At 67.5% G+C, this 26,738-nt stretch carries 25 protein-coding genes; 21 read left to right on the forward strand and 4 right to left on the reverse strand.

What is annotated here, in order from left to right:
- Positions 1–885, reverse strand: coding sequence for a DUF1403 family protein (locus tag IE266_RS20230; protein WP_189681941.1), 885 nt, complete (start codon positions 883–885; stop codon positions 1–3).
- A 78-nt stretch (positions 886–963) separates the two neighbouring features.
- Positions 964–1,467, reverse strand: coding sequence for an Lrp/AsnC family transcriptional regulator (locus IE266_RS20235; protein WP_268249764.1), 504 nt, complete (start codon positions 1,465–1,467; stop codon positions 964–966).
- A 215-nt stretch (positions 1,468–1,682) separates the two neighbouring features.
- On the opposite strand from IE266_RS20235, the gene IE266_RS20240 reads away from it, so the two are divergent.
- A complete protein-coding gene (locus IE266_RS20240; protein ID WP_189681942.1) occupies positions 1,683–2,702 on the forward strand; it encodes a 1-aminocyclopropane-1-carboxylate deaminase in 1,020 nt (339 codons plus the stop codon).
- Positions 2,703–2,942: 240 nt separating this feature from the next.
- On the opposite strand, the gene IE266_RS20245 is transcribed toward IE266_RS20240, so the two are convergent.
- Positions 2,943–4,388, reverse strand: a complete 1,446-nt coding sequence (locus IE266_RS20245; protein ID WP_189681943.1) for an NAD-dependent succinate-semialdehyde dehydrogenase — start codon at positions 4,386–4,388, stop codon at positions 2,943–2,945.
- Positions 4,389–4,447: 59 nt separating this feature from the next.
- Between IE266_RS20245 and IE266_RS20250 the strand changes: the two genes are divergently transcribed.
- Positions 4,448–5,266 (forward strand): IclR family transcriptional regulator, encoded by an 819-nt coding sequence (locus IE266_RS20250; protein ID WP_189681944.1) that lies wholly within the window; start codon positions 4,448–4,450, stop codon positions 5,264–5,266.
- 239 nt (positions 5,267–5,505) lie between these two features.
- Positions 5,506–7,161, forward strand: a complete 1,656-nt coding sequence (locus IE266_RS20255; protein ID WP_189681945.1) for a Na/Pi cotransporter family protein — start codon at positions 5,506–5,508, stop codon at positions 7,159–7,161.
- 12 nt (positions 7,162–7,173) lie between these two features.
- On the opposite strand, the gene IE266_RS20260 is transcribed toward IE266_RS20255, so the two are convergent.
- On the reverse strand, positions 7,174–7,962 hold the full coding sequence (locus tag IE266_RS20260; RefSeq protein WP_189681946.1) for an SDR family NAD(P)-dependent oxidoreductase: 789 nt from the start codon (positions 7,960–7,962) through the stop codon (positions 7,174–7,176).
- A 139-nt stretch (positions 7,963–8,101) separates the two neighbouring features.
- On the opposite strand from IE266_RS20260, the gene IE266_RS20265 reads away from it, so the two are divergent.
- The 18 genes from IE266_RS20265 to IE266_RS20350 all read left to right on the forward strand — a co-directional run bounded on the left by IE266_RS20265 (position 8,102) and on the right by IE266_RS20350 (position 26,714).
- Complete coding sequence (locus IE266_RS20265; protein ID WP_189681947.1) at positions 8,102–9,061, forward strand: thiamine pyrophosphate-dependent dehydrogenase E1 component subunit alpha; 960 nt, start codon at positions 8,102–8,104, stop codon at positions 9,059–9,061.
- Positions 9,062–9,065: 4 nt separating this feature from the next.
- Positions 9,066–10,040: an alpha-ketoacid dehydrogenase subunit beta gene (locus tag IE266_RS20270; protein WP_189681948.1), complete on the forward strand. Its 975-nt coding sequence runs from the start codon at positions 9,066–9,068 to the stop codon at positions 10,038–10,040.
- 17 nt (positions 10,041–10,057) lie between these two features.
- Positions 10,058–10,840 (forward strand): enoyl-CoA hydratase/isomerase family protein, encoded by a 783-nt coding sequence (locus tag IE266_RS20275; RefSeq protein ID WP_189681949.1) that lies wholly within the window; start codon positions 10,058–10,060, stop codon positions 10,838–10,840.
- Positions 10,841–10,842: 2 nt separating this feature from the next.
- Entirely contained in the window at positions 10,843–12,108 is a 1,266-nt protein-coding gene (locus IE266_RS20280; protein ID WP_189681950.1) for a dihydrolipoamide acetyltransferase family protein, read from the forward strand.
- A gap of 18 nt (positions 12,109–12,126) precedes the next feature.
- Positions 12,127–13,299 (forward strand): acyl-CoA dehydrogenase family protein, encoded by a 1,173-nt coding sequence (locus tag IE266_RS20285; protein WP_189681951.1) that lies wholly within the window; start codon positions 12,127–12,129, stop codon positions 13,297–13,299.
- 25 nt (positions 13,300–13,324) lie between these two features.
- A complete protein-coding gene (locus tag IE266_RS20290; RefSeq protein ID WP_189681952.1) occupies positions 13,325–14,827 on the forward strand; it encodes an AMP-binding protein in 1,503 nt (500 codons plus the stop codon).
- 15 nt (positions 14,828–14,842) lie between these two features.
- A complete protein-coding gene (locus IE266_RS20295) occupies positions 14,843–15,496 on the forward strand; it encodes a TetR/AcrR family transcriptional regulator (RefSeq protein ID WP_229864335.1) in 654 nt (217 codons plus the stop codon).
- An 88-nt stretch (positions 15,497–15,584) separates the two neighbouring features.
- Complete coding sequence (locus tag IE266_RS20300) at positions 15,585–16,346, forward strand: IclR family transcriptional regulator (RefSeq protein WP_189681953.1); 762 nt, start codon at positions 15,585–15,587, stop codon at positions 16,344–16,346.
- A 57-nt stretch (positions 16,347–16,403) separates the two neighbouring features.
- The gene (locus IE266_RS20305) at positions 16,404–16,853 is read left to right on the forward strand and encodes a MaoC family dehydratase (RefSeq protein WP_189681954.1); all 450 of its coding nucleotides are present in this window, start codon (positions 16,404–16,406) and stop codon (positions 16,851–16,853) included.
- The gene (locus tag IE266_RS20310) at positions 16,850–18,004 is read left to right on the forward strand and encodes an acyl-CoA dehydrogenase family protein (protein WP_189681955.1); all 1,155 of its coding nucleotides are present in this window, start codon (positions 16,850–16,852) and stop codon (positions 18,002–18,004) included. Before IE266_RS20305 ends, IE266_RS20310 begins: the two co-directional genes overlap by 4 nt.
- Positions 18,005–18,106: 102 nt before the next feature.
- Complete coding sequence (locus tag IE266_RS20315; RefSeq protein ID WP_189681956.1) at positions 18,107–19,243, forward strand: acyl-CoA dehydrogenase family protein; 1,137 nt, start codon at positions 18,107–18,109, stop codon at positions 19,241–19,243.
- A 204-nt stretch (positions 19,244–19,447) separates the two neighbouring features.
- Positions 19,448–20,263 carry an enoyl-CoA hydratase/isomerase family protein gene (locus IE266_RS20320; RefSeq protein ID WP_189681957.1) on the forward strand — a complete coding sequence of 272 codons (816 nt, stop codon included), beginning with the start codon at positions 19,448–19,450 and terminating at the stop codon, positions 20,261–20,263.
- On the forward strand, positions 20,260–21,423 hold the full coding sequence (locus IE266_RS20325) for a thiolase family protein (RefSeq protein ID WP_229864337.1): 1,164 nt from the start codon (positions 20,260–20,262) through the stop codon (positions 21,421–21,423). The genes IE266_RS20320 and IE266_RS20325 overlap by 4 nt, the downstream gene beginning before the upstream one ends.
- A gap of 5 nt (positions 21,424–21,428) precedes the next feature.
- Entirely contained in the window at positions 21,429–21,836 is a 408-nt protein-coding gene (locus IE266_RS20330) for a Zn-ribbon domain-containing OB-fold protein (protein ID WP_189681958.1), read from the forward strand.
- On the forward strand, positions 21,833–22,219 hold the full coding sequence (locus tag IE266_RS20335) for a hypothetical protein (protein WP_189681959.1): 387 nt from the start codon (positions 21,833–21,835) through the stop codon (positions 22,217–22,219). Before IE266_RS20330 ends, IE266_RS20335 begins: the two co-directional genes overlap by 4 nt.
- Positions 22,207–22,572: a MaoC family dehydratase gene (locus tag IE266_RS20340; protein ID WP_189681960.1), complete on the forward strand. Its 366-nt coding sequence runs from the start codon at positions 22,207–22,209 to the stop codon at positions 22,570–22,572. The genes IE266_RS20335 and IE266_RS20340 overlap by 13 nt, the downstream gene beginning before the upstream one ends.
- A complete protein-coding gene (locus tag IE266_RS20345) occupies positions 22,569–24,722 on the forward strand; it encodes an acetate--CoA ligase family protein (RefSeq protein ID WP_189681961.1) in 2,154 nt (717 codons plus the stop codon). The genes IE266_RS20340 and IE266_RS20345 overlap by 4 nt, the downstream gene beginning before the upstream one ends.
- Before the next feature lie 75 nt (positions 24,723–24,797).
- Positions 24,798–26,714 carry a TRAP transporter permease gene (locus tag IE266_RS20350; protein WP_189681962.1) on the forward strand — a complete coding sequence of 639 codons (1,917 nt, stop codon included), beginning with the start codon at positions 24,798–24,800 and terminating at the stop codon, positions 26,712–26,714.
- The last annotated feature ends 24 nt before the right edge of the window (positions 26,715–26,738 follow it).

The following is a 26,738-nucleotide window of genomic DNA, read 5'->3' on the forward strand; positions in this document are numbered from 1 at the left end:
CTAGACCCCGTAGAGCCGGAAGGTGTCGCGGCCAGTCAGCTCGCGCACCGCGCCGAGATCGACCAGCCGGTCGCACAGCCGCCGCGCCGCACGGTCCGGCAAGGGCAGGGCCGCAGCGGCAACGGCGTCGCGGGTCAGGAACATCTCGACCGCCTGCGCCGCCCCCTTCGCGCGCAGCTTCGGCGCGACGGCTTGCAGGTGCGCGGCGCGACGCGCGAGGTCGCTGGCCAAACGCAGCGCCTCGGTCGCCGACGCGATAGCCGCGCGGTGACAGGCCAGGGCGAGGTCCTCCCCACGCTTGCGCAGGTCGGCGCGGTTCAGGCCAAGGGCGAGCAGCGGCACCAGGGTTTTCCACCCCAGCGCCTGGGTCAGGACAGCATCGGCAACCAGCAGACCTGGAACCTCCGTGCCCGGCATCGCGTCCAGGGCCAGCTCCAGCGCCATGGCCGCGCGCCGCACCGGGGCACCGGTCCCGGCATCGAGCCAGCCCGCGATCCGCTCAGGATCAAGCCCCGGCAGTGCCCGGTGCAAGGCCTTCACCGACACCGGCCGCTCGACGGCCCGCCGCCAGGCGAGGTAGGTCTCGCCTCCCGGCCCGGGCAGGTCGCCGGGACGCAGCAGGTGCAGGACATCGCGCAGGTCGCCCGCCCGTTCCGGCCGGTCGGAAAAGGCCACGCAGGCCTCGGCGGCACGCAGGGCCAGGCGCTCGCGGAACAGCGCCTGGGGCATGTCCGGATGGCTCACCACCAGATGCAGCTGCCCCAAGGCCGCCCCCGACATGAAGGAAACATCTTCAAGCGCTTCGGCGCGGCCCTTGGTGATCCAGGCCGGCATCCGGTCAATACTTCCGGTATCGCTTGGGGGAACCGCGGGGGCAAATGTCATGCCGCAACCCTATCCGGTGACGGCGCTTTCTTCCATAGAATTGCGCGTTATCCGCCCCGAAGGCCAGATACCCTGCGTTCAGAACCGCAGCGGCGCGTTGGTCTTGACCTCCTTGATCACGAAGAAGGTCCGGGCCTGCCGCACACCCGGCAAGGCGATCAGCTTGCTGGTGTGCAGCCGGTTGAAGTCGGCCATGTCCGACACCCTTATGCGCAGCAGGTAATCGAAGTCGCCCGCCACCAGGTCGCAATCGAGAATTGACTCCTCGTCGGCAATCGCGGCCTCGAATGCGGCGAAGCTCTCCGGCGTCGAACGGTCCAGCACTATGCCCACCATCACAAGCGCCCCCAGCCCCACCTTCTGCGGGTCGATCACGGCCCTGACACCGGTGATGTAGCCCTCTTCGAAAAGCCGCTGGGTTCTACGGTGACAGGTCGCCGGGCTGACGTTGATCCGCTGCGCAAGTTCCGCATTGGTCAGCCGCCCGTCCGCCTGAAGCAGTCGCAAGAGCGTCTTCTCCGCCCGGCTTAGCGGCAGTTTATCCTTGCTTTCCAATAACTTGCCCTCCTTCAAATGGTGCACCTCAGGCGCCAGCCGTTCAGTCGATCGAACACGGCGCGCGATTCGGGTGAAATCTGACTGAAAGCTTCTTTCACTATTGATCGATATTAGTAAGTCATTCTCTATATTCCTGCGTCCGTTCTAACATTCTGGATACAATCTGGCATCCAACTTGAAAGGACACATCACCCACATGTCCGTTAGGCTGGTCTTCGACAAAAAAACCGGAGATGGCCATGTCGCTACTTGAGAAATTCGAACGCTACCCGCTGACCTACGGCAAGACGCCGATCGAACACCTGCCCCGCCTGACCGAGGCGCTTGGCGGCAAGGTCCAGATCTACGCGAAGCGCGATGACTGCAATTCGGGGCTGGCCATGGGCGGCAACAAGCTGCGCAAGCTCGAATACATCGTTCCCGACGCGCTGGCCTCGGGGGCCGATACGCTGGTCTCCATCGGGGGCGTGCAGTCGAATCACACCCGCATGGTTGCCGCCACGGCCGCCAAGATCGGCATGAAATGCGTCGTCGTGCAGGAGAAATGGGTGCCCCACTTCGATGCCGTCTACGACCGCGTGGGCAACATCCTGATGACCCGCCTGATGGGCGCCGACTCCCGCCTGGTCGAGGACGGCTTCGACATCGGCATCCGCGAAAGCTGGGAAAACGCCATGCAGTCGGTCCGTGACGCGGGCGGCAAGCCCTATGGCATCCCGGCCGGCGCCTCGGTGCACAAGTATGGTGCCCTGGGCTATGTCGGCTTTGCCGAGGAATTGGCGCAGCAGGAGGAAGAGCTGGGCTTCAAGTTCGACTACATCGTGGTCTGCGCCGTCACCGGCTCGACCCAGGCGGGCATGATCGTGGGCTTCAAGTCCCAGGGCCGCGCCGACCGCGTGATCGGCATCGACGCCTCGGGCACCATCGACCAGACCCGCGCCCAGGTGACCGAGATCGCCCGCAACACGGCCAGGCTGATCGAGCTCGGCGAGGAGATCAACGAAGACGATATCGTCATCAACCCCGACTATGCCTACCCGGCCTATGGCGTTCCGTCGGACGACACCAACGAGGCGATCCGTCTCGCGGCACGGACCGAGGCGATGATCACCGACCCGGTCTATGAAGGCAAATCCATGCAGGGCATGATCGACCTAACCCGCAAGGGGTTCTTCCCCGAAGGATCGCGTGTGCTCTACGCGCATCTGGGGGGCGCGCCCGCTCTGAATGGCTACAGCTACTACTACAGGGAAGGTTGAACCATCGGAGGGTGCCGCGACGTTCCATATGCCCTGCGTCGCGGGACCTTCCATGCCCTGCAAGTCCGAGAACTTTTCTCGGCCCGGTCTTGAGCAAGGCCTGCAATCTGTGCGCAGGCTCCGCGACCGCACCGACGGCGGCGATGACCTCAGGGCCTGACAAACGGAGGCGCACAACGGCGCCCCCCGAGCTTCCACCAGAGCGGACACGCATAGCGTCCGCTCCGGCAGCCTGTCAGCTCAGAGCGCGCTGCAGACGTATTTCAGCTCGAGATACTCGTCGATCCCGTATTTCGACCCTTCGCGGCCCAGACCCGACTGCTTGACCCCGCCGAAGGGCGCGACCTCGTTCGAGATCAGGCCGGTGTTGTGGCCGACCATGCCGTATTCCAGCCCCTCCGAGACGCGCACCATGCGGGCGTAATCGCGGGTGAAGAAATAAGCGGCGAGGCCGAAGATGGTGTCATTGGCCGCGGCCAGCACCTCTTCCTCGGTGTCGAAGCAGAACAGCGGGGCGAGCGGACCGAAGGTCTCCTCGCGCGCGACCTGCATCTCGGCGGTGACGCCGGTGAGGATGGCCGGTTCAAAGAACAGCCCGCCCAGCGGCTTGCCGCCCTGGATCAGCGTGGCGCCCTTGCTGACGGCGTCGGCGATATGTTCCTCGACCTTGGCAATCGCCTTGGGCTCGATCATCGGGCCGATCTCGGTGCCCGGCTCGGTGCCGTTGCCGACCTTCAGCGCGCGCACCTTGGCGGCGAGCTTCTCGGCAAAGGCGTCATAGACCCCGCGCTGCACGTAGATGCGGTTAGCGCAGACGCAGGTCTGGCCGGCATTGCGGTATTTCGAGGCCATCGCCCCCTCGACCGCCGCATCGAGGTCGGCGTCGTCGAAGACGATGAAGGGCGCATTGCCGCCGAGTTCGAGCGAGACCTTCTTGATGGTGTCGGCGCATTGCGCCATCAGCAGGCGGCCCACCTCGGTCGAGCCGGTGAACGACAGCTTGCGCACCACGTCGCTGTCGGTCAGCACCTTGCCGATGGCCGAGGCCCGCCCGGTCACGATTTGCAGCACGCCCGCTGGCAACCCGGCGCGCTGTGCCAGTTCGCCAAGCGCCAGCGCGGTAAGCGGCGTCAGGTCGGCCGGGCGCACGATCATCGAGCAACCGGCGGCCAGCGCCGGCGCGGCCTTGCGGGTGATCATCGCCGCCGGGAAGTTCCAGGGCGTGATCGCCGCGGTCACGCCGATCGGCTGGCGCAGCACGGTGATGCGCTGGTTGTTCTTCGGCGCGGGGATGGTGTCGCCGTAGATCCGCTTGCCCTCTTCCGCGAACCACTCGATGAACGAGGCGGCATAGGCGATCTCGCCCTTGGCCTCGGCCAACGGCTTACCCTGCTCCAGCGTCATGATGAGGCCGAGGTCGTACTGGTTGGCCATCATCAGCTCGAACCACTTACGCAGCACCGCCGCCCGGTCCTTGGCCGCCCAGCGGGCCCATTCGGCCTGGGCACGGGCGGAATGCGCGATGACCGCCGGGATCTCGGCGGCGTCCATCGCCGGCACGGTGCCGACAACCGAGGCATCGGCGGGGTTGGTCACGTCGATCGTGGCGCCGGAGGCGGCCGCCACCCAGGCGCCGTTCACCAGGCAGGCGGATTTGAGAAGGGTCAGGTCTTTCAGCGCGATCATGGCGGCCTCGTCGATTGGGGCTTGTTAATTCGTTCCATATGTGGAACAGTATTTTATATATGGAACATCTCACCCAGGCGCGCCGATGTCAATCGGTCGCGCAGCGCCAGGAGTGCGCCATCAACGACAGCCTCAAGCGCCGCGCCCCCGCCGCCGAACGCGCCGTCCGCATTCTCGACTGCCTGGCCGCCAGCGCCACGCCGCTGGGCGTGTCCGAGCTGGCCCGCGCCCTCGATCTGCCCAAGAGTTCGGTCTACGGCATCTGCGAAACCCTGGCCGACGCCGGGGTGCTGCATGTCGAGGTCCAGGGCTACAGCCTCAGCGCGCATTGCCTGCGCTGGAGCGGCGCCTTCCTGAACCGCTCTTCCATCGTGTCCGAGTTCCACCGCCTGCTGGCCAAGGACCGGCGGTTGGCCGATTACACGATCACCCTCTCGACGCTCGAGGGCAACGAGGTGGTCTACCTGGCCTGCCACAACTCGGACAAACCACTGGGCTTCACCTTCCAGATCGGGATGCGCCTGCCCGCCGTCTATTCGGCCACCGGCAAGGCGATGCTGTCGCATATGGAGGCTGAAGAGAGGCAGGCCGCGCTGGCGCTGCCCTGGCATCCGCCCTTCACCGCGAACAGCGTGCGCAGCACCGCTGCCTTCGACGCCGCCTGCGCGACCTGGCGCGCACAGGGCTATGCGCTGGACGATGGCGAGATCCGCGAGGGCATGGTCTGCCTCGGCGCGCCGATCCGGGATTCGCGCGGCCGCCCGGTCGCCGGAATCGCCCTGTCGATGACCAGCGCCGAAGCCCGGCCCGAGGTCCAGCGCGACCTCGGCGCAATCGTGCGCGAGGTGGCCGACCGGCTGGGCCTCGTCGCCGGGTGAAGCCCGCCACGCCTTTCCCTGACGGAAGATGACAGCGAAGCGGCAATGTAAAAGTTTTGTGACACTGCCCTATTGCGAAACCCCCGGCATGGGCATTCAATGCGATGCGATCGGGGTCGCGCGCCGGGAGGTCAGGAAGCCTTCGCGCATAAGATGCAGAACCTGCTGACCTTTGACGGCACCCCCGGCGCCGGGCCGGGAAAATCGCCCTCGGGCAGCAGAAGGAACCAAACCGCAAAGTGTCCACGCTCGTCGTCTTCTTCCAGATCGGTGGTGCCGTTGCCCTGCTGCTGTTCGGCCTCGGGTTGGTGCGCGACGGGATCACCGCGGCCTTCGGCCTGCGGCTGAAGACGGCGCTCGGGGTCGGCACCCGCACCGGGCCTCGCGCCTTCGTCTCGGGGCTGGTGGCGACGCTGGGGCTGCAATCCTCGACCGCGACGGCGCTGCTCACCGCCTCCTTCCTCGACCGGCAGCTGATCGGCGCGCGGATGTCGCAGATCGTGCTGCTGGGCGCCAATGTCGGCACCGCCGTCACCGCGCTCATCATCTCGACCGGGATCGAGGCGCTGGCCTCGGCGCTGGTGCTGGTCGGGCTGATCGCCTACCGGCGCAAGGACACCACGGCGGGCGGCGTCGGCAAGGCGCTGGTCGGGGTCGGGCTGATGCTGATCTCGCTGACACTGCTTGGCGAGGGGTCGGAACCGCTGCGCCAGTCGGCGGCGGTCGGCGCCTTCCTCGGGATGCTCGATTCCGCCTGGCTGGTGGCGCTGCTCTTCTCGGCCGGAATCGCGGCACTCTGTTCCTCCTCGCTGGCGGCGGTGATGCTGGTGGCGACCCTCGACGTGCCGCCGGGCCTCTGCGTCGCGCTGGTGCTGGGCGCGAACCTCGGCGGGGCGATCCCGCCGGTGCTGGCGACGATGGGGTCGAGTCTTGCCGCCCGCCGGCTGACCATCGGCAACCTGGTGGTGCGTGCGGCGGGCTGCCTTGTCGTTCTGCCCTTCGCCGGCCCCTTCGGCACCGCGCTGCACGAGCTGCCGCTGAACCTCACCGGGCTGGCTGTCGAAACCCACCTCGCCTTCAACCTCGCCCTGGCCCTAGCCGTCGCGCCCTTGGCCGGCCTGCTGACCAACGCCCTGACCCGAATGCTGCGAGAAGACGAGGCCCAGGCGCTGGACGCCCCGCCGAACTGGCTGGACGAAGAGGTGCTATCTGAACCCGTACAGGCCCTCGCCGGGGCAAGCCGGCAGGTGCTGGCCATTGGCGACGACATCGGCCAGATGCTGGAACTTACCCGCCTCGCCTTCCGCCGCAACACCGAGGCCCCGCTGGCCGAGGTGAGCGAGCTGGAGAAGCGCGTCGACGAGGCGCAGCAGAGGGTGAAGATCTACCTCACCCGCCTGGGCCGCAACGCCGACGAGAACGACCACCGCCGTTCCTTCGCCATCCTCGACTATGTCATCAACCTCGAGCACGTCGGCGACATCGTCGAAAAGGGCCTCGCCTCGGCGGTGCGCAAGAAGATCCGCTTTCAGCTGCTGTTCTCGGATACCGGCTACAAGGAACTCGACTCGATGTTCCTGATGACGATCGAGACGCTGCGCATGGCGCAGACCGTCTTCATGATCCGCAACACCGATATCGCGCGCAAGATGATCGAGCAGAAGGTCGAGGTGCGCGCCCGCGAGAAACAGTCGGCGCAGCGCCACCTGATGCGCCTGCAGGACGGCGACCCGCGCAGCCGCGAGACCTCGTCGCTGCACCTCGACATCCTGCGCGACCTCAAGCGCATCAACGCCCACCTTGTCTCGGTCGCTCACCCGATCCTCGACGAGGAAGGTCTGCTGATCGAAAGCCGCCTGCGCGAGGCCGCAACCGGCAAGCCGGGGCGTGGCTGACGCCGGCCAGGCTCAGGCAAGCGGACCGAGGGGCGCGCCCTCGATATCGCGCAGACCGCCATAGGCGGACCAGTCGCCGGCGACGAGATAGCCGGCATCGACCGGCAGCACGGTACCGGTGATCGCCGAGGCCCGCGGCCCGGCAAGGAAGGCAATCGCCTGCGCCACCTCGGCCGGGGCAACCAAGCGGCGCAGGGCACTCGCGGCCGCCAGCCGGCCACCATCCAGCGCACCGGCGTCGAGACCACGGTCCAGCGCGGGCGTCTCGGTGAACCCCGGCGCGACGCAATTCACCCGCACGCCGCTTGGCCCCCATTCGGCGGCAAGCCCCTTGCTCAGATGCGCGATGGCCGCCTTGGCCGGGCCGTAACCATGCAGCGGCCCGGTCCCGATCCCCGCTACCGAGGCGATGGTGACGATAGACCCAGCCCCCCGCCGCGCCATCCGCCCACCGAAGCTGCGACAGCAGGCATAAGTGCCGCGCAGATGCACGGCGATCATCCGGTCCCACTCCGAAAGGCCCAGCTTTTCGGGCGTGCGGGTGCGTTGCAGCACCCCGGCGCAGGTAACCAGGATCGTGGGCGGATGTTCGGCCTCCAGCTGCTCGGCAATGGCGTCGATGGCCTCGGCATCGCTGACATCAGCGCGGTGGAACGCCGCCCCGATCTCCTGCGCCCCGCTGTCGGCAAGGTCGAGCACCGTGACCCGCGCCCGGCCCTCGCGCAGCAGCCGCGCGGTGGCCAGCCCAATGCCGCTGCCCCCGCCGGATATCACCGCGTGCTGGTTCTCGAACTCTGCCATTCCGCCCTCCCCGAGCTGTCTTCGCCACCCTATCGCGCCGTATCTGATTTGCAAGATTTCGATTTATGATTCACAAATCATTTTTATTGACAGCCCGCCCTCTCCTTGGCAGTTTGCCCCCGACAAAGGGGAATTCGCCATGACGCCGAAAGAACGCGCAGAGCTCTACCGCAGGATGCTGACCATCCGCCGCGCCGAAGAGCGGTTGCAGAAACTCTTCGCCGATGGTCTCGTCCCCGGCTTCCTGCACCTCTCAATCGGGCAGGAGGCGGTTCCGGTGGGTGTGTCCAGCGCCCTGACCGAGGCGGATACCGTGTCGTCCAACCACCGGGGCCACGGGCACACGCTGGCCAAGGGTGTCGACCTCACCGGCTTCTTCGCCGAGATCCTCGGCAAGGCGACCGGCCTTTGCCGCGGGCGCGGCGGGTCGATGCATGTGGCGGACCTGTCCAAGGGGATGCTGGGCGCCAATGGCATCGTGGCCGCGGGCCTGCCGATCACCACCGGCAGCGCGCTGGCGCACAGGATGCAGGGCAAGGGCAATATCGCCGTGGTCTATTTCGGCGACGGCGCCCTGGCCGAGGGTCTGGTGCACGAATGCCTGAACATCGCCAAGCTCTGGTCGCTCCCGATCCTCTTCGTCTGCGAGAACAACGGCTGGTCCGAATTCAGCCCGACCGAGCGGCAGCTGGCCACCAGCCTCGACAGGCTGGGCAAGGCCTATGGCATCACCTACCGCGAGGTCGACGGCAACGTGGTCGAAGAGGTCGCAAGGGCCGCCGGCAAGCTGGTGGCCGGAATGCGCAAGGCCCCTGCCCCGGCGATCCTGGAATGCCGCACCACCCGCGTGCGCGGCCATTTCGAGGGCGACCGGCAGGATTACCGCGACAGCGACGAGATTGCCGCGCTGGATGCGCGCGACCCGATCCGCCTGTGCGCCGAGGCGCTGATGGCCGCCGGGCTGGACGATGCCGCGCTGGCCGCCATTGCCGCAGAGGTCGAGGCCAAGATCGAGGCGGCGACCGAGGCCGCCCTGGCCGCCCCCCTGCCCGAAGCCGGCGACATTCTCGCCGATGTCTACACCCGAGCCGAGGTCTGAACAGATGGCTGAAACGCGATACATCAAGGCCGTCAACCAGGCGCTCAAGGATGCGATGCGCGACGACCCGACGGTCTTCCTGATCGGCGAGGACATCGGCGCGGCGGGCGGGTCGTTCAAGGCGACGCGCGACCTGCTCGACCTCTACGGGCCGGAGCGGGTCTATGACGCGCCGATCGCCGAGGCGGCGATCACCGGCATCGCGGTGGGCGCGGCGCTGACCGGCATGAAGCCGGTGGCCGAGATCATGTTCATGGATTTCATCACCCTGTCGATGGACATGCTGGTGAACCAGGCCGCCAAGGCGCGCTCGATGTTCGGCGGCCAGGGCTCGGTGCCGATGGTTCTGCGCACGCCGCATGGCGGCGGGCTGAACGCCGGACCGCAGCATTCGCAATGTCTTGAGGCCTGGCTGGCGCATGTGCCGGGGCTGAAGGTGGTGGTGCCGTCGAATCCGGCCGATGCCTACAGCCTGCTGCGCGCCGCCATCGACGACCCGGACCCGGTGATCGTGGTCGAGAACAAGGCGCTGTATGCGATGAAGGGCGAGATGCCCGACACGCCGGAGCGGATCGAGATCGGCAAGGCGCGCATCGCGCGGCCCGGGCGCGATGCAACCGTGGTGGCCTATGGCGCCGCCGTCGGCATGGCCGAGGCCGCCGCCGAGGTGATGGCCGCCGAGGGCGTCGAGGTCGAGGTGATCGACCTGCGTTCGGTCCAGCCCTGGGACGAGGCCTGCGTTCTGGAAAGCCTGAGCCGCACCCATAACCTGGTCGTGGTGCACGAGGCGGTCGAGGCCTTTGGCGTCGGCGCCGAGATCGCCGCGCGGATGGCCGACATCGGTTTCGACGAACTCGACGGCCCGATCGTGCGGGTCGGCGCGCCCTTTGCCCCCTCGCCCTTCGGCAAGACGCTGGAAGAGGCCTATCGCCCCAATGCCGACCGGATCGTCGCGGCGCTGCGCCGCACGCTGGCCTGAACAGACAGGAGTTGCAGATGACTACCGACCCGATCCTGCTGGACGTCGATGGCGCCATCGCCACGCTGACCATCAACCGCCCCGAGACGCTGAACGCCCTCGATACCGCCACGATCCAGGCCATGCATGGCGCACTCGACAAGGTTGCCGCCGACCCGGCGATCCGGGTGCTGATCTTCACCGGCGCGGGCCGGGCCTTCATCGCGGGCGGCGACATCGCCGACCTGAACTCGCGTCAGGGGCTGCCGCATTACCAGGAGTTCGCCGAGGACATCCACACCCTGTTCCGCCGCATCGAGACCTTCGACAAGCCGACCATCGGCGCGGTGAACGGTTTTGCCCTGGGCGGCGGCACCGAGCTGCTGCTGGCGCTCGATATCCGCATCCTGTCGGACAAGGCCAGGCTCGGCCTGCCCGAGATCACCCTGGGCCTGTTCCCCGGCGCCGGCGGCACCCAGCGGATCATCCGCCAGCTGCCGCTCTGCCGCGCCAAGGAAATCATGTATACCGGCGACATGCTGACCCCGGACGAGGCCGTCAGCGTCGGGCTGGCGAACCGGGTGGTGCCGCACGAGGCGCTGATGGAGAGCGCGCGCGAGACCGCGGCCAAGATCGCGCAGAAGTCGCCGCTGGTGCTGAAGCTGCTCAAGCGGACGCTGAGTGACGGGGCGGACATGCCGCTCTCGGCGGCGCTGCGCCATGAACAGGCGATGATCGGGCTGGTGCTCGACAGCGCCGACGCGCATGAGGGCTGTTCGGCCTTCCTGGAAAAGCGCGCAGCGACGTTCACGGGCCGCTGATCATGTCCGACTTGGTGATGCCCAAGTTCGGTCTGACGATGACCGAGGGGCTGCTGACAGAGTGGCACGTGGCGCCGGGCGCGGCCTTCCGCGCGGGCGACATGCTGTTCACGGTGGAGACCGAGAAGGTCGCCAACGAGATCGAGGCCGAGGCCGACGGCACGCTGGCCGAGATCCTGGTGCAGGCGGGCGACACGGTGCCGGTGGGCACGCCGGTCGCCCGGCTGGCGGGTGGGGTTGCGGCCCCGCCGCCGATGGCCGCGGCCCCCGCCGAAACGGCAAGTGGCAAGGACACGCTCGACAGCCCGGCCGCGCGCAAGCTGATGGCCGAGCACGGGCTGGCCCGCGAGGCGGTTGACGCGACGGGGCGCGACGGGCGGGTGATGAAGGAAGACGTGCTGCGCCTGATCGCCACGCCGCTGGCGCGGCGGCTGGCCGAGGCCGGGGGCGTCGACCTGTCCCGGGTCGAGGGCTCGGGCCCGCGCGGACGGATCAAGGCGCGCGACGTCGAGGCTGCGGCGCAGGCGGTACCTGCCCCGCCCCCCGCCCCCTCGCCTGCCTTGCCGGAGGTCACCGAGATCGTTCCCGACGCCACCCGCCGGGCCACCGCCGCGCGGGTCAGCGCGGCCAAGCGCGACATCCCGCATTTCTATCTCACCCACGAGGCCGACATGGTCGCACTGGCGCGGCTTCGGGCCGAGCTGAATGCAGAGGGCCACGGCCAGAAGATCTCGGTCACGCATATGCTGATCCGGGCGCTGGGTCTGGCGCTGGAAGAGATGCCGCAGATGAACCGCATCTGGGCGGGCGACCGCATCCTGGCCTTCGGGCGTGCCGATATCGGCATGGTCGCCGAGACGCCGGACGGGCTGCGCATCCCGGTGGTGCGCGATGCCGGCGGCACATCGCTCGACGCGGTAGCCGCGCAGGCCGGCGCCCTGGCCGAGCGCGCCCGCACCGGCCGCCTGACCCCGGCCGACGTGGGTGACGGCGTGATCTCCATCTCCAACGTCGGGATGTTCGGCGTCTCCTCGCTCACGCCGATCATCAATCCGCCCAACGCCATGATCCTTGGCGTCGGTGCCGAGCGGTCGCTGTTCCGCCCCGATGCCGATGGCGCGCCCGCGCTGCGGCGCGAGCTGACGCTGACGCTGGCCTGCGATCACCGCATCATCGACGGCGCCGATGCGGCGCGCTTCCTGTCGGCGGTTGTCGCCCTCCTCGAAACCCCCCTCCGCCTGCTGCGCCCGGCGCGCAAACCGGCCTGAGCCACCCGGAGCCTTCCCATGGATTTCGCCCTCAACGAAGAACAGCAGATGATGATCGAGACCGCCCGCAAGGTGGGCGAGCGCTTCGGCCCGGACTACTGGCGCAGGAAGGATGCCGACAAGGAATTCCCGACCGAATGCTGGCAGGCGATATGCGATGCCGGGCTGGCCGGCGCGATGCTGCCCGAGGACCTCGGCGGCGCCGGCCTTGGCATGGTCGAGGTGGCGCTGATCATCGAGGAGCTTTGCGCCGCCGGCGCCGGGGCGACGCTGGCTCAGGTCTTCATGCTGAACCCGATCTTCGGCGGCGTCTCGGTGGCGAAATACGGCACCGACCGGATGAAGGCCGAGTGGCTGCCGAAACTCTGCACCGGCGAGATGCAGTTCTGCATGGCCCTGACCGAACCCGACGCCGGCACCAACTCGCTCGAACTGCGCACCACGGCGGTGGCCGAGGGCGACGGCTGGCGGCTGAACGGGCAGAAGATCTGGATCACCGGCGTGCCGCAGTCGCAGAAGATGCTGGTGGTGGCCCGCACCACCCCGGTCGACCAGTCGCCGAAGAAGACGCATGGCATCTCGCTGTTCATGATCGACACCAACCGCGAGGGCGTGAGCCATACCGCCATCGACAAGCTGGGCACGAACACACTGCCGTCGAGCCAGGTGTTTTTCGACAACGTGCAGGTGCGCGCCGACGAGCTGATCGGCGATGTCGACAAGGGCTGGCACCAGCTGCTCGACGTGCTCAACACCGAGCGCATCGTCACCACCGCCGGCCTGATCGGCGCCGGACGTCTCGCCATCCGGCTGGGCGTCGACTATGCCAACGAGCGGCGGGTCTTCGGCAACAAGCCGATCGGGTCCTACCAGGCGATCCAGTTCCCGCTGGCGCAGCATTGGGCCGAACTGGAGGCGGCGAAACTGCTGAACCTCAAGGCCGCGTCCTTCTTCGACAACGGGTTGCCCTTCGGATCTGAGAGCAATGCTGCCAAGCTGATCGCCTCGCAGGCGGCCTCGGCAGTGGCGGAACGCTCGATGCAGGTCATGGGCGGCATGGGTTTTTCCAAGGAGATGCACGTCGAGCGGCTCTGGCGCGATGCGCGGCTGTTCCGTTTCGCCCCGGTGTCGGAAGAGATGATCCTGAACTACATCGCCATGGCCAACCTCGGCCTGCCCCGTTCGTACTGAGGCTTCCGGCAAGGAGAGCGTTGCCATGCAGAACCTGACCGCGCAGCTGATCTATCACGCCCGCGTCCGTCCCGAGGCCGAGGCACTGGTCTATGACGACACGCGGCTGAGCTGGCGCGCGCTGCACGAGCGTGTGCAGGAGATCGCCGCCGGGCTGCGCGCGCGCGGCATCGGACCGGACAGCATCGTGGCGCTGGTGATGAAGAACTCGGCCGCCTTCGTCGAACTGCTCTACGCCATCTCGCATGTCGGCGCGGTCTCGCTGCCGGTGAACTTCCGCCTGTCGGGCGAGGAGGTCGGATATATCACCAACCACGCCGGGGCCGACCTCATCATCGCCGACACCGAGTTTGCCACTTCGGTCGAAGGGTTGACGCCGCCGGTCATCCTGCTGGACACGGCCGCGCAGGTCGATCTGCGAACCGCTATCCGGGGCCCGGCCGTCCCGCGCCCGCATCCGCGCGCGGGCAGCGACCTGTTCCGGCTGATGTATACCTCGGGCACCACCGACCGGCCCAAGGGCGTGACCCACAGCCACGACAACTTCCACTACAAGAACATGGACATGATCATGTCCCTCCAGCTGAGCGCGCGTGACCGGCTCTGCATGGTGGGCCCGCTCTATCACGTCGGCGCCTGCGACCTGCCGGGGCTCGCGGTTCATGCCGCCGGCGGCACGTTGGTGGTGCTGCGCGACTATGACCCGGCCCGCGTGGTCGAGACGGTGGCCGCCGAAGGCATCACCGGCATCTGGCTCGCCCCGGTGATGACCAGCGGCATTCTCGCGCTCGACAGGGCGGGCCTGCCAGACCTCTCCTCGCTGGAATGGTGCATCGCAGGCGGCGACCGCACGCCCGAAAGCCGCATCCGCGACTTCGGTTCTGTCTTCCCGAGGGCGCGGTACATCGACGCCTACGGCATGACCGAAACCGTCTCGGGCGACACGATGATGGAAGCCGGGCGCGAGATCGAGAAGATCGGCTCGGTCGGCCGGTCAGTGAGCATGGTCGAGCTGGAAATCCGCGACGACGCCGGCACCGCCCTGCCGCCCGGCGAGGCGGGCGAGATCTGTATGCGCGGACCGAAGGTGACTTCCGGCTATTGGAAAGACCCCGAGCGCACGGCTGCGGCGATGCATGACGACGGCTTCCTGCGCTCGGGCGACGTGGGGTACCTGGACGCCGATGGCTTCCTTTTCCTGACCGACCGCAAGAAGGACATGATCATCTCGGGCGGCGAGAACATCGCCTCTTCCGAGCTCGAACGAGTCATCCACCTGATGCCCGAGGTGGCCGATGTCGCCGTCGTCGCCAAACCCGACGAGAAATGGGGCGAGGTGCCGCTGGCGGTGGTGGTGCTCGCGCCCGGCGCGCAGCTGGACCTCGACCGCCTGACCGGTTTCTGCCGCACCCACCTGGCCGGGTTCAAATGCCCCAAGGCCCTTCGCATCGTGTCGGAACTGCCCCGCAACCCCTCCGGAAAGATCCTGAAGCGCGTGCTGCGCGAACAGGTTCTCTCCGACGGCTGAGCGCCGGGGTCCGCCTTGCCGCGCCGAACCGCAAGACCCACCGACAAGGCAGCCCCGCTGCCGTTCGACCGCCCTGCCCGCAGGACCAGGCCCAACCGCGAGGAGAAGGCGCAGCAGACCTACCGCAACCTGATGCACGCGGCCGCCGCGATCGTCGGGGAAAGCGGCTATGCCGCGACGACCATCGCCAAGGTGGCCGAGGCGGCAGGCGTGGCGCATGGCACCTTCTACAACTACTTCGCCGACCGGCAGGCCCTGTTCGACGTGCTGCTGCCCTTCGTCGGCCTGCAGATGACCGACCGGATCACCGCCGACCTCACCGGCGTCGGCCAGGGGCTGGACCGCGAGGTCGCCCGGTTCCGTTCCTATTGCACATACCTGCGGGAAAACCCCGGCTTCTACCGCGTGCTCTACGAGGCCGAGGTCTTTGCCCCCAAGGCGCATGACGAACATATCCGCCGGCTGAGCGACGGCTACGTCCGCTCGCTGAAACGCGCGATGGCGGCGGGCGACCTGCGCGCCATGTCCGACGACGAGCTCGATGCGACCGTCGCCATCCTGCTCGGCGCGCGCGCCTATGTGGCGATGCTCTACAAGACGAGCGGCGACATCCCCGACAGCGCCGTCGAGGCCTATGCCAACCTGATCCGCAAGGGCCTGTTCCGCTGATACCCCGCAGCGCGAAAATCGATAGTTTACAATCCTCCAGACAGTAAATTATTCTCTGTTGAGAATAATCATTCCGAATGGAGATTTCATGTCCGACGCTCCGCAAGAAAAGCTCGTGGGCGCCCTGATCAGTGGCCTCGCGGTGCTGCGGTATCTGCAGAAGTCGCGCAGCGGCGTCGGCGTCACCCAGGTGGCGCGCGACCTGAACCTGAACCCGTCGACCTGTTTCAACCTGCTCAAGACGCTGGTGCACGAAGGCCTCGCCAATTTCGACCAGGCGACCAAGAGCTATTCGCTCTCCATGGGCGTCGTCTCCCTGGCGCAGGGCGCGCTGGACCGCGAAAACCACATCCGCGTGCTGCACCCCGAACTCGAACGCATCGCGCAGAAATTCGAAGTCGCCATGAACCTCTGGCAGGTGGTCGAGGAAGACCGCGTGCTGCTGGTCGACCGGGCCGAACCTTCGACCACGACGGTGCAGATCTCGATGCGGATCGGACAGCGCCTACCGATGTTCGTCGGCTCGCTGGGCCGCTGCTTCGCCGCGCAGAGCGGCCTGGAAAAGGCGAAGATGGAGCGCCGCTTCCGCAAGATCCGCCTCGCCCGGCCCATCGACTTCGAGGAATGGTACCAGGAAGTTCAAAAGGTGCACGAGACCGGCTATGCCATCGACCGCGGCAACTTCTCGCGCGGGATCACCACGGCGGCGGTGGGCATCCCCGACGCGAACAACCGCCCCCTCCTCGCGATCAGCGCCATCGGGATCTCGGAACAGATCGACGACGAGAAACTGGACGCGCTCTGCCAGGATCTGCTCGGCCTCGCGCGAAATGCGCGGCAACATGGTTAATTATGACTTGTGATTCATAAATCATCATAGATACTCCTCCTCGCGAAGGAGGACCCCATGGATTCGCAAATCACCCATTGGTACGAGACGCTGGCGCCCGGCACGGTGCTGGCGCTCCCCGACATCGATTGCAGCGCCGACCGGATTTCCCGGCATTCCGAACTGTTCGACGCCTATCACCCGATCAACACCAGCACCGACAACCGCTTTGGCCGCGCCATCGCCCACGGGCCGCACCCGGTGGCGCAGGCGATGGCCTCGGTCGGCAACCTGCTGGGCGAATGCCTGGTGGCCATGGGCCAGCTCGGCCCCTGGCGGTTCCTCTCGCCGGCCTTCGTCGGCGAGGTCCTGCGCGCCGACGCCACGGTGATCGAGCGAACCGCCGGCGGCAAGCAGGGCACCGTGGTGCTGGAAATCCGCATCACCGCGCCCGACGGCCGGGTCTCGCAGATCGGCGAGGCACATCTGATCGTGCGCCGCCGCCCGCGCGCGGAGGGCGCGGCATGATCTGGACCGAAGAACACGACGCCCTGCGCCGCACCACCCGCGCGGTGGTCGAAACCCACGTGAACCCCTTCGTCGACCAATGGGAGGAGGAAGGCATCTTCCCCGCCCGCCAGGTCATGAAGGCCTTTGGCAACGCCGGCCTGCTCGGCATCGGCAAGCCCGAGGAATACGGCGGCATGGCGCTGGACCTCTCCTACGAGATCGCCTTCGCCGAGGAACTGGGCGGCATCCGCACCATGGGCATCTGTTCGGCCATCGGGGTGCAGACCAACATGTGCACCCCCGCGCTCGCCAAACACGGCAGCGACCGGCTCAAGGCCGAGTTCCTGGCACCCACCATCGCCGGCGACCTCGTCGGCTGCATCGGCGTCAGCGAGGCCGGGGCCGGTTCAGACGTGGCCAGCCTCAAGACCACCGCCCGCAAGGATGGCGGCGACTATGTGATCAACGGCTCCAAGATGTGGATCACCAACGGCGTGCAGGGCAACTGGATCTGCCTGCTGGCCAATACCGGCACCGAGAACGCCCCCCACAAGAACAAGTCGCTGATCGTGCTGCCGCTCGACACGCCCGGCATTTCGGTCGGCAAGAAGCTCGACAAGGTCGGCTACCGCTCGTCCGACACCGCGCTGCTGTTCTTCGATGACGTGCGCATCCCGCAGGCCAACCGCATCGGCGAGGAGGGGCGCGGGTTCCTCTACCAGATGCAGCAGTTCCAGGAGGAACGGCTGTTCGTCGTGGCCCGCTCCTGGCGCTTCCTCGACATCGCGATAGCCGAAACCATCGACTACCTGCGCCAGCGCAAGGCCTTCGGCAAACCGCTGCTCGACAACCAGTACATCTACTTCAAGCTGGCCGAGATGCAGACCCAGGTCGAGGCGGTGCGCTCCCTGCTCTACCGCGCGCTCGAAGCGCATCTCGCGGGCGAGGACGTGACCAAGCTGGCCTCGATGGCGAAATACATGATCGGCCGCCTGTCGATGGAGGTCCCGGTCGAGTTGACCCAGTTCTGGGGCGGCCAGGGCTTCATGAACGACAACTTCATCACTCGGGTCTACCGCGAGGCACGGCAGACCGCCGTCGGCGGCGGCGCCAACGAGGTGATGCTGCAGGTGATCGCCAAGAAAATGGGAATCTTCCCGGAAAGCTGAGCGCGAAGGCCCGCATGGCAAGGTCAATCCGTCCTTGCCATGTCCGGGCCGCAGGGGATATTCTTTATTGGAAATACTATTCTACAAAGGAAAGACTTAGGGATGGACTTCAGCTTTACCGAGGAACAGGAACAGGTCCGCGACATGGTCGCGCGCTTCGCCGCCGACGAGATCGCGCCGATCGCCCGCAAGCATGACGACGAAGAGAGCTTCCCGCGCGAGATGTTCCGCAAATGGGGCGAGCTCGGCCTGCTGAGCGTGCGCTATCCGGTCGAGGACGGCGGCTCGGGCATGGACAAGATTTCCGACTGCATCGTGCGCGAGGAGTTGAGCTATGCCAGCCAGGCCTTCGCCTCGTCCTGGTCGGCGCACACCCACCTCGGCATCTGGCCGATCTGGAAGGCCGGCACGCCCGAGCAGAAGGCAAAATACCTGCCCGGCGCCTTCGACGGCACCAAGATCAGCGCCTTCGGCCTGTCCGAGCCGCGCGGTGGGTCGAACATCCGCGCGCTCAGCACCAAGGCCGAGAAGATTGACGGCGGCTGGCGGATCTCGGGGGCCAAGACCTATATCACCAACTCGCCGATTGCCGATTTCATGCTGCTGGCCGCGCGCACCTCGCCCGAGCTCAAGCCCCATGCCATCAGCCTGTTCATCATCGACTTGCCCAACCCCGCCGTGGTGATCCACAAGTTGCAGAAGGAAGGCATCCGCGCCTCGGAAACCGGGCTGATCCACATCGACGGGCTGGAAGTGCCCGACGAGGCGCTGCTCGGCCATCAGACCGGCACCTATCCGATCATCCTCGACTCGCTGTCCGAGAACCGGGTCGGCGTGGCGGCCAACGCGCTTGGCATGGCCCGTGCGGCGCGGGACGCCTCCATCGCCTATGCCCGCGACCGCGAGGTCGCTGGCAAGCGGATCGGCCAGTATCAGGCCATCGCGCACAAGATCGCCGACATGGACGCCGAGATCGAGGCCGCGCGCTGGCTGGTCTACCACGGCGCCTGGCTGGTCGATCAGGGCAAGCTGACCAACGCCATGGCCGCCAAGGTCAAGCTGGTCGCCTCGGAAACCGCGATGCGCTGCTCCGAACAGGCGATCCGCATCCACGGCGGCGCGGGCATCATGCGCGACTACTCGGTCGGCCGCATCCACCGTGACGCGCTGGTCTACGTCATCGGCGAAGGCACCTCGGAAGTGCAGCGCAACCTGATCGCCCGCGCGCTCGACCTCTGAACCTCTGCGACCCTCGCCTCGACAGCGGCGAGGGTCCGCCCGCGCGGTCCGGCACATCCGGGCGAAGGCAACGGAATACATGGGAAAAATTCCGCACGAACCGCACCGCCTCCGAAATATGATTGACAAGTCATTTTTTGATGCAATAATTCTTCATATCAAATAGTCTTCTCTATCGGGAATGACTGGCCAGAAGGGGGAGACATGGCCGAGACCTTCCAGACGCTGACCTACGAAGTGAAGGGGCGCACCGGCGTCATCACCTTCACGCGTCCCGACGTGCGCAACGCGCTCGACCTTGCCATGCGCGAAGAGATCGCCGCGCTGCTGTCGCGCATCCGGGCCGACCGCGACCTGCGCTCGCTGATCCTCACCGGCAGCGGCGGCGCCTTCTGCGCCGGTGGCGACCTCAAGTCGCTGACCGAAGAGGAACGCCCGGTCGAGCTGAACCGCGAACGCATCGCCCTGCTGCACACCTGGTTCACCGAGCTCAGCAACCTGGAACTGCCGGTGATCGCGGCGGTCGACGGGCCGGCCTATGGCGCGGGCTTCAACCTGGCGCTGGCGGCGGATTTCGTGCTCGCTACGCCCCGCGCGCGGTTCTGCGCGGTCTTCGGACGCATCGGCCTGGTGCCCGATCTTGGCGGCTTCTTCCTGTTGCCGCGCATCGTCGGCCTTGCCCGCGCGAAAGAGCTGGTGATGACCGCCCGTTCGCTGGGTGCCGAAGAGGCGCGCGACCTGGGCATCGTGCTGGAGATCCACCAGCCCGAGGCGCTGGCCGAGGCCGCGCTGGCCTTTGCCCGCCGCTTCGACGAGGCCTCGCGGCTGGCGACGGGCATGTCCAAGACCATCCTGAATCAGGCTCTACACAGCGATCAGCGCGGTCTGGCCGACATGGAGGCCATGGCCCAGGCGCTCTGCCTTGCCTCGGACTACCACAAGCAGGCGGTGCAGCGGTTCCTGAACAAGCAGCCGCTGGCCTTCGACTGGGACCGCATGACGAAGGACAAGCCCGCGTGACCACCCGCAAACAACATACCGCGCGGATCACCGGCGTTGCCGATACCGCGATGGGCGAATTGCCCGGGTCGACCGCCATGGGCCTGCACGCCGAGGCGACGACCGCCGCGCTGAAGGATGCCGGGCTGACCGCTGCCGATATCGACGGCGTGCTTTGCGGCTATTCGATGACGATGCCGCACCTGATGCTCAGCTCGGTCTTCTGCGAATATTACGGCCTTCGCCCCAGCTTCAACACCGCGATCCAGGCCGGCGGGGCGACGGCCTGTATCATGCTCGCCAACGCGGTGGCCTTGGTGGAATCGGGCGCCTGCCGGCACGTTCTGTGCGTCACCGGCGACAACCGCCTGACCGGCATGACCCGCGACGGCGCGGTGGCGGCGCTGGCCAGCGTCGGCCACCCCGAGTTCGAACAGCCCTATGGCATGTCGGTGCCCGCCGCCTATGCGCTGGTGGCGCAGGCCTACCTGCACCAATACGGCATCAGCCGCGACGAGCTGTCGGCGATTTCGGTTGCCGCCCGCGCCCATGCGGCGCTGCATCCCAAGGCCTACAAACGCGATCCGCTGAGCCTCGCCGATGTCGCCAACAGCCGGGTCATCGCCTCGCCGCTGCGGCTGCTCGACTGCTGCCTGATCTCGGATGGCGGCGCGGCGGTGATCGTCAGCGCGGCCGATGCCGCCCGCGACACCCGCAAGCCGGTGCGCGTGCTCGGCTCGGGCCAGGGCCACACCCACGAACACATCATGGCCGCCCCCTCGCTGACCGACTTCGGCTGCAAGACCTCCTCGGCCATGGCCTTTGATCAGGCGGGCGTGACGGCGGCCGAGATCGACGTGGCCGAAATCTACGACAGCTTCACCATCACCCTGCTGACCGAACTGGAATCGATCGGTTTCTTCGAGAAGGGCGAGGCCGGGAAGGCGGCGCTGGCGGGCGATATCTCGCTGGGCGGGCGGCTGCCGGTGAACACCCACGGCGGGTTGATGAGCTATGGCCATTCCGGTGCTGCGGGCGGCGCCTTCCACATCGTCGAGGCCGCGCACCAGCTGCGCGGCGAAGCCGACGCGCGGCAGGTGGCCGGGGCCGGACTGGCCTTTGTCCATGGCGACGGCGGCATCCTCTCGGCGCATTGCAGCCTCGTGCTGGGACAGGAGTGAACATCATGGCCCTGCCCCTTCCCACCCCCAATGCCGACAGCCGCCCCTATTGGGACGCGGCGCAGCAAGGCCGGCTGGTAGTGCAGCACTGCGCCGCCTGCGGCACCGTTCAGGCCGTGCCGCGCGGCTGCTGCGGCAACTGCCAATCGCCGGCGCTGGAGTGGCGCGACAGCGCCCTGCGCGGCACCGTCGCCAGCTTCTCGGTCGTGCATCGCGGCCCGACGGCAGCCTTCCGCAACTCCACGCCCTATGTTCTGGCCCTGATCGACGTCGCCGGCGGCGTGCGACTGATGCTCAACATCATCGGCCCCGGTCCCGACGAGGTGCAGATCGGCGAAGAGGTGGAGATCACCTTCGAGCCGCGCGGCGAGGCCGGTTTCCAGATGCCCCAGGCCCGGAGGATCACCGCATGATCACCTTTGAGGATTTCGAACCCGGGCGCAGCTTCGGATCGGTGCCGGTCACGCTGGATGACCGGCTCTGGTCGAACTGGACCAGACTCTATCCGGGCGATTCCGCCTGTGCGCCCGAGATGCCCGAGGGAATGACGGCGGTTCTGGTGATGAAGGCCTATATGGAACTGGTCGCGCCGCGCCCACCTGGGAACGTACATGCCAGCCAGAGCTTCGAGGTGACCCGCCTGCCCCGGCTGGGCGAGACCGTCACCACCACCGTGACCTGCACCGGCAAGGAGCTGCGCAACGGCCGCCGCTGGATCGACCTGGCCACCGAGAGCCGGGATGCCGAGGGGCAGCACCTCTTCAACGGACGCATGAGGATGATATGGGCAGCCTGACCGACACCCGCCCCGCCGACCTGGTGGTGACCGCCGAGGCGATCCGCGCCTATGCCGCGATCACCGACGATTTCAACCCGATCCATGTCGACCCCGACTTTGCCGCAAGCACGCCGATGAAAGGCGTCATCGCCCATGGCACCATGTCGCTGGCGCTGATCTGGCAGATGCTGCGACGCGAATTCGGCGCCGAGCGCAGCGGCAAGGCCAGCCTCGAGATCCGTTTCACCCAGCCGGTCCGCATTGGCGACCACCTGCGCGCCTGTCATGCGCCCGACGACAAGGGCGGTTTCGACGTCTGGGTCGAGAACCAAGCCGGTGTGGCCGTCATCAAGGGGAGCGCACGACTGTGACCGCTTTCAAACCGCTCGACGTCCTGTTCAACCCCGCCTCGATCGCGGTGGTCGGCGCCTCGTCGAACCCGATGAAGCTGGGCGGCCGCCCGATCGCCTACATGCAGAAGCAGGGCTATCGCGGCACCATCTACCCGGTGAACCCCAAGGCGACCGAGATCCAGGGTCTGCCCGCCTATCCCAGCCTCTCGGCCATCGGCCAGCCGGTCGATCTCGCCATCATCGCCGCCCCGGCAGCCATGGTCGAGGAGACCATTCGCGAGGGCATCGCCGCGGGGGTGAAATCCTTCGTGGTCTTCTCCTCGGGCTTTGCCGAGCTTTCCGCCGAAGGCGCCGCGATCCAGTCACGCCTGCGCGAGATGTGCGAGGCGGCGGGGGTGCTGCTGCTGGGCCCAAACTGCCTTGGCGCCATTGACATCCGCAACCGGGTGGTCGCCTCCTTCACCACCGCGATGGAGGAACACGAGCTGATCGAGGGCGGCTTTGCCTTCGTCTCGCAAAGCGGTGCGCTGGGGGCCTATTGGCTCGACATGGTGTTCCAGCGGGGCATCGGCGTCTCCACCTGGATTGCCACCGGGAACGAGGCCGGGGTGACGGTGGCCGACGCCATCCATCACCTGGCGCATGATCCGGCGACCCGGGTGATCGGCTGCTATATCGAGGATATCAAGGACGGCCCGGCCTTCCGCGAGGCCGCCCGGGCGGCCATCGCCGCGGGCAAGCCGATCTTGCTGATCAAGGCCGGGCGGTCGCAGACCGGCGCGGCGGCGGCGGCGTCGCATACCGGCGCTCTGGCCGGCGAGGACGCGCGATATCAGGCTCTATTCGAACAGATCGGCATTCTTCGGGTGAACTCGCTGCTGGAAATGGGCGACGTCGCACGGCTGGTGCTGATGCAGCCCGCGCCCACCGGGAGCAATGTCGGGGTGATCAGCGTTTCGGGCGGCGCCGGGGTGCTGCTGGCCGACGAACTAGACGAGGCGGGCTTTCGCGTGCCGCCCTTCGACGAGGCCACCCGCGCCCGGATCGACGCGGCCCTGCCCGACTATGTCTCGGCCAACAACCCGCTGGACGTGACCGGCGGCGTGGCGGGCGACAGCTCGATCTTCGGGCGGGTGCTCGACGCGCTTGGCACCGCGCCGGACCATGACAGCTTCGTGCTGTTCATCGGGCTGATGGGCTCGATCTCGGCCGACCTGTCGCAGAGCCTGGTCCGCGCCTTCGCCAAGGCGGGCAAGCAGGTGGTCGTGGTCTGGATCGGCGCGCGCCCCGAGGTGGTGGCCGAGCTGGAGCGCAACGGGCTGCCGGTCTATCCCGACATCCCGCAGGCCGTCTCCGCCATGGCCCGCGCCCGCGACCTGATGGCCGGGCAGGGCCGCGCCGGGGCGCTCGAGGGCATCGCCTGGCCGCCGCCCCTGCCCTCGCCCGAGAGCTGCGAACCCCGCTCCGAAGTGCGCGCGCAGGATTTCGTGCGCACCCATTGCGCGCTGCGCTTTCCGACCCAGAAGCTGGTGCAGACCCCGGACGAGGCGCGCGCCGCGCTGGCCGACCTGTCCGCCCCGCTGGCGGTCAAGCTGCAAAGCCCCGACATGCTGCACAAGAGCGAGCACGGCGGCGTGCGGCTTGGCCTGTCGTCGCCCGAGGAGGTCGCCGGGGCGGTAGCCGACATGCTGGCCATCGCCAGGGCCGGGAACCTGCGGCTCGACGGCATCCTGCTGCAGGAGATGACACCCGTGGCGCAGGAGCTGATCGTCGGCTTCCGCCGCGATCCGGTCTTCGGCCCGCTGCTGCTGATCGGGCGCGGCGGTGTCGAGGTCGAGCTGCGACCCGACCGCGCCATGGCCTATCTGCCGATGTCGCCCGATGCGGTCGAGGCGATGATCCGCGGCCTCGCCAGCGCGCCGCTGTTCACCGGCTTCCGGGGCGGGCCTTCGGGCGACATCGCCGCACTGGCCCGCGAACTCTCGCGGCTGGGCGACGCCTTTGCCGCCGACGAGAGCATCGAAGAGATCGAGATCAACCCGCTGGCGCTTTCGAAGGACGGAGGCTTCGTCGCGCTGGACGCGCTGTCGCTGCACCGCCGGGCCCCACCGGAACCGCAGGCTGCCACAAGCCAATGCCCGGTTGACAGCGAGGCTGCCGCCGGGTGAACTTGGAAATACAATTCTCGATAGAGAATTGAGGCAGCGGGGCGAACCCCCGCACGCCGAAGGGAGGAGGAAACCTTGACCGACGCTTACCCGCCCCAGAACGACGCCACCCGCGTCGTGGTGCGTGCCCTGATCGTGGCGATCTCGCTCGCCACCGCAGCCTTCTACTTCTACACGGCGTGGTATGGCACCTTCCCCGCGCTGATCCAGCGTTCGGTCCTGCTCGGCACCACGATGAGCCTGGTCTTCCTCGGCCTGGCCGACCGCAGCGCCGCCACCGGCGCGCGCCGGGCGCTGCTGATGCTGGTGGTCGTCACCGGCGTGGTCGCCAGCGCCTTAACCGCCGGCTTCATCGTCATCGACTTCGAGAACATCGCCGAAAGCGCCGGCTTCTACGGCCAGAGGGAGGTGATCCTCGCCTCTATCATGGTGGTCGCCCTGCTGATCGCCACCTACTTCGCTTTCGGCGCCGCCCTGCCGCTGATTGCCGTGGCCTTCATCCTCTACGCCCTCTTCGGCCGCTCGATGCCCGACATCCTGTCGCATCGCGGCCTGAGCTGGAGCTCGTTGATGGCCGGGAACTACCTCACCACCAAGGGCGTGCTCGGCGTGCCGCTGGGTGCGGTGGCCGACGTGGTGCTCTACTTCCTCGTCTTCTCCTCCTTCCTCGCCGCCACCGGCGCATCGGACACCTTCGTGCGACTCTCCCAGCTGTTGGTCGGCCGGATGCGCGGCGGTCCGGCGAAGATCGCCGTGGTCGGCTCGGGCCTGCTGGGCAGCGTCTCGGGCTCGGCCGTCGCCAACGTGGCGGCCAGCGGCACCTTCACCATCCCGATGATGAAACGCGTAGGCTATACCCCGCATTTCGCCGGCGCGGTCGAGGCGGTCGCCTCGTCGGGGAGCCAGATCATGCCCCCGGTGATGGGCGCTGCGGTCTTCATTATGGCCGACATGCTGCAGGTCGGCTACGGCACCATCATCCTCGCCGCCGTCTTCCCGGCGCTGATCTACTACGCCAACCTCTTCCTGGTGGTCGATCTCGAAGCCGCCAAGCTGAAGCTGCGCGGCCTCGACGATCTCGACAAGGATCAGACCGGCCAGCTGATGCGTGACTCGGTCTTCCTGCTGGTGCCGCTGGCGGTGCTCTTCGGCATGGTGCTGATGCAATATTCGCCGCGCTATGCCGCAATCGTGAGCCTCGCGGTGCTGCTGGTGATGAACATGTTCAACCCCAGGCACCGCATGGGTCCGCGCGGTCTTATCAATGCGATTGTCGACGGCATGACCGGGGTCGCCCCGATCGCCGTGGCGGTGGCGGTGGCCGGTATCATCGTCGGCGTCGTCGAGGTGACGGGCCTGGGCCTGAACCTCACCACCATCATGACGGCGGCCGCCAAGAACTCGCTCCTGCTGCTGCTGGTGTTGACCATGGCCAGTTCGATCATCCTGGGCATGGGCCTGCCGACGGTGGCCTGCTACATCATCCTCGCGCTGATCATCGCGCCGGTGATGGTGCGGCTCGGCGTGCCGCCGATCGCGGCGCATATGTTCGTGTTCTACTTCGGCACGCTCTCGGCGATCACACCGCCGGTGGCGCTGGGGTCGTTCACCGCCGCCGGGATCGCCGGGGCCTCGCCGCTACAGACCTCGTTCACCTCGCTGCGGATCGCCCTGCCGGCCTTCCTGATGCCCTATATCTTCGTGTTCCAGCCCGGGCTGCTGTTCCAGGGCGATATCGTCGGCCTGCTGATCCCGCTGGTGAACTCGGCCCTGGCCGTGGTCGGCCTTTCGGCTGCGACCGTCGGCTATTTCCGCGGACCGCTGGGCCTGGTGCGCCGCGCCATGTTCCTGGTCGGCGCGCTGATGGCCTTTGCCCCCGACCACCTGACCGACATCGCCGGCGCGCTTCTGATCGCGGCGGCCATCGCGGTGGGCGAATTCCGCGGCTCCAAGACGGCGGCCATGCCGGCCCGCGAGCCCACCGGACATTGATACCGACAAGAGACCAACAGGAGG

The sequence above is a fragment of the Seohaeicola zhoushanensis genome (genome assembly GCF_014656415.1).
Classification (GTDB): Bacteria; Pseudomonadota; Alphaproteobacteria; order Rhodobacterales; family Rhodobacteraceae; genus Seohaeicola_A; species Seohaeicola_A zhoushanensis.